General features: G+C 37.0%; 3 protein-coding genes. All 3 read right to left on the bottom strand.

The window, feature by feature from the left end:
- Positions 1-54: 54 nt before the first annotated feature.
- Positions 55-831: a copper amine oxidase N-terminal domain-containing protein gene (locus JHC30_06555; protein MCI4463810.1), complete on the bottom strand. Its 777-nt coding sequence runs from the start codon at positions 829-831 to the stop codon at positions 55-57.
- 59 nt (positions 832-890) lie between these two features.
- A complete protein-coding gene (locus JHC30_06550) occupies positions 891-3,287 on the bottom strand; it encodes a cellulase family glycosylhydrolase (GenBank protein MCI4463809.1) in 2,397 nt (798 codons plus the stop codon).
- 21 nt (positions 3,288-3,308) lie between these two features.
- Positions 3,309-3,466 (bottom strand): hypothetical protein (locus JHC30_06545; protein MCI4463808.1); only part of this gene is annotated, 158 nt, incomplete at its 5' end.

Genomic DNA, 3,466 nt, shown 5'->3' with positions numbered 1-3,466 from the left:
GTGAGGTGTCATCGCGAACCGTTTATACGGGGGACGACACTTTATATTGTTTTCCTAAAATGTTATTGTGATCTTTTTAGTTACACCATCCCAATTAACAGAACACCCAAGAGCTTCTGCTATAAATCTCAATGGTAGCATAGTTCGACCGTTTATAATTTTGGGGACAACATTTGAATCTGATGAATCAATGGGCTTCATTACTCCGTTAACTCTTGCAATATTCTTTCCAATCCATAGTTCAACAGTATTTGAGCCTAAAGTTATAGTAACTTTACTTTCTATGGGATCCCAGCTAATACTTCCTCCAAGTGCTTCAATAATTGGTCTTATAGGAACAAATGTCCTGTTGTTTAAGACAACAGGCGATGACTCAAGGTATCTTTTTTCTCCATTTACAAAAAACGTAGATTTTCCTATATAAAGTTCAATAGTCGTTTTCGAATTTTTTAAGTCCCAGACAATTTTAACAGGGTCTGTTTGAAATGGTGGAACCGTTGGATTTTCGGAAACAGCTTGTAAAGTTACATTGTAAACATTTCCTTTTTGGATGTTTGGAAAATCTTTTAAATTAATCTCAATAGGTCCAAAGGAAAGTGAGTTTGAGGTAAAATTGTATATCTTTGTGGTGTTATCAATTGTTACTATAAGTTTAAAAGTTTTAATTGGTGGCATAGAATCAAAAGTCCCGATAACTTTGAAAGAAGTAGCTGCAACTGTAGACCCCTTAGCTGGATAAACTATATGCATATTAAAATCATCTGCCTGGACTTTGGCTATTCCCATCATAATAACTGCAATAAAAACGAAAATTACTATGATTTTTTTCATATCAAACCTCCTTGTAATAAAAAATGGGTGGAGACTTAATCCCCACCCAATCATCAATGCTATGGTTGTCTTGTAAAAGTAATTGTCCCAGGCGAATCAACATATATAAGATAGCCAACGCCTGGCAAAAGATTGCTTGTAGATGCAACCTTCCACATACTCCCATCCCAGTAAAGGATCTGCTTTATATTTGATGTTGAAGAAAGACTACTGCCTTTTATGAACGGATTTCCTATAAGCTGGTAAGAGCCTGCGACAGTTATAGAGAAAGGCGAAGCAACTTCGTTACCTGTGATGGTAATGTCTTTTGGTGAATCCACATTATTCACAAGATAACCAAGTCCAGGCTTTAATGTTTGAGCATTCTGCCACAATGTCCCATCCCAGAAAAGCACATTTTTGCAATTAAGAGTAGATGCAGGTATCTCAAAGGGAACAGCAATTATGCTCCATCCTGAAGGTATGTGCAGAGTAAATGTTGAGGCTGTCGGTTTCCAGATAATGTTCCTTATACCGGTTTGGAATGGTGGTATTGTGGGGGCTTGTGTAAGGACCTGAAGAGTTACATTATAAGTCTCGTTAACTTTAATTGATGTAAAGTCTGTCATCTTTACTTTAATAGGTCCAAAGGATTTTCCAGTTGCTACGAATTGATAAATGCGAGTTTCTCCATTTACTTTAACAACAAGATTGAAATTAGAAGATGATTCTATGTCCAATGTGCCCGAAACTTCAAACTCGCTTGTAGTTATATTATCATTTTCTTTAGGATTCGTTATATGGATGTTTATGTCATCTGATGAGGTTTGGTTGGTGCTATCTTGTTTGTATCCAAAGTTCCTTACAACAGAATTGCCATTTGAAATTGTTACTGAAGTTTTGTTATCCTTTACACCATCATCCTCAAAAGTTTCAATCATGCCGTTAGGCTGAGCAACCTCGATTATGTATGTGCCATCGGTAAGGTTGTTGAAGTTATAACTTCCACTTGCATCAGTAACGGTGGTTCCTATAATTGTGCCCTGTGAATCCTTGAGAGTAATGCTTACATTTGGAATTCCTGCTTCACCTGAATCAAGTAAGCCATTACCATTTGCATCGTTCCAGATTTTTCCACTAATAGTTCCGTAAACTGATGGTGGATTTTGGTTAGACTCATTATAATAGATTGCAACATTTATGTTCTTGCCGTTTGTTCCTAATGGTCTTGTATGGTCAAGCCCGATGAACCTCCCCTGAGAATCTTGCCATAGTGCACCTTTCAAGAAGTTGTATTTCTGTTCATCCCAGGTTTTGAAGTCATCAAGCAACAAGCCACCCGTATCCCCAGAGTTTGGATTTAAACACCAGAAAGTGTAGTTAATCTTGTTTTTAATAATAAAGTCCCTTAGATAAGTCATCCACTTTTGGTTGCTTCCGTTATCTAATTTTCCACCCCACTCTCCTATAAGAAGTGGAGCAATATTCTGTGTCCTTATGAAATCCCAGTTTGGTCCCCAGCAATCATTATAAAGGGTATCCATTGTAAAGTCTTTATTAAACCATGGTTGATTCCATACGCTTGGACCGTAATCGTGAGGCGAATAAACAACCTTGTTTTGATAAGTTCCGAGGTTTATAGGATAATCTTTTACACCTCTCAAATTTCCTCCCCACCAGTTTAGATAATACTGACTTGCATCTGTTGATGTCCAGGTTTTACCATCTTTTGGATATGCTTCAACACCTTCTATTACTATTAAAAGATTTGGGTTTTTGTTGAGGACTCTAAGAGCGCAGGTTTCTGCTGTATATTTCCAGTTGTTTATGTCAGTTGAATTGTCCCACTTTGCAAATTGTCCTGACCAGGGTTGCCCATGTGGCTCGTTTTTCAAATCAAAAGCAAGCACTGTGTCGTCATTTTTGTATCTGTCAGCAAGCCATTCGCATGCCTTAAAATAATCTTCGGGCTTTATATTATCCTTGTACCAGAGTGGATAAGTGTAATCGTCAGGCTTTATGCTGTGAATATCAAACATTATTTTTAAGCCAACTTCTTTTGCAGTCTTTACAAAGTAGTCTAAAACCTGTAAACTGTTTAATCCTTGAAGTTCTGGATTTGCATAGTAGTTTATGTTAGGGGATGGATATACACCATTTGACCAATTCAGTATAAGCTCTGCATAAATAGGAAGCCTAATAAAATTAAAGCCTCTATTCGCAACTTCTGTAAGTGTACTTTTTAGATTTACACTCCACAATCCGTGGACAACATTTGCATTTGTTTCAAAGCCAAACCAGTTTAAACCTGTAATCCAAACGGGATTCCCGAATTTGTCAACAATCTGATTTCCTCTTGCAAAGAGCCAATCATCATTTGTGTCGTCTCCACCTTTCACAGGTTGAGCATGGAAACTAAAAGAGAAACTTGATAAAACAAGAGCAAGCAAAATTGCAAACACCAAAACTTTCTTCATTCTTCACCTCCTATAGTAGAATTATAATAATTTACTCCATTTTTCAATAGTAACTATTACTCCATCATCACTAAATTCTGCTGTTGCGTGTGTCTTTGCGCCAATAAGTTTGGAGAAAATACCTGCAAGCATACCTCTCAAAAAGTTAACTGAAGGTTCCATATTGTTTAGTCTTGCAG

Origin of the sequence: Caldisericum sp., assembly GCA_022759145.1 — a bacterium.
Lineage (GTDB): Bacteria > Caldisericota > Caldisericia > Caldisericales > Caldisericaceae > Caldisericum.
Note: the sequence above shows the minus strand (reverse complement) of the source record. Positions and strands in the feature narration are given on the sequence as shown.

What these genes read in the sequence shown, in the direction of transcription:
- JHC30_06555 (MCI4463810.1), bottom strand. Translation starts at nt 831, where the DNA reads ATGAAAAAAATCATAGTAATTTTCGTTTTTATTGCAGTTATTATGATG.
- JHC30_06550 (MCI4463809.1), bottom strand. Translation starts at nt 3,287, where the DNA reads ATGAAGAAAGTTTTGGTGTTTGCAATTTTGCTTGCTCTTGTTTTATCA.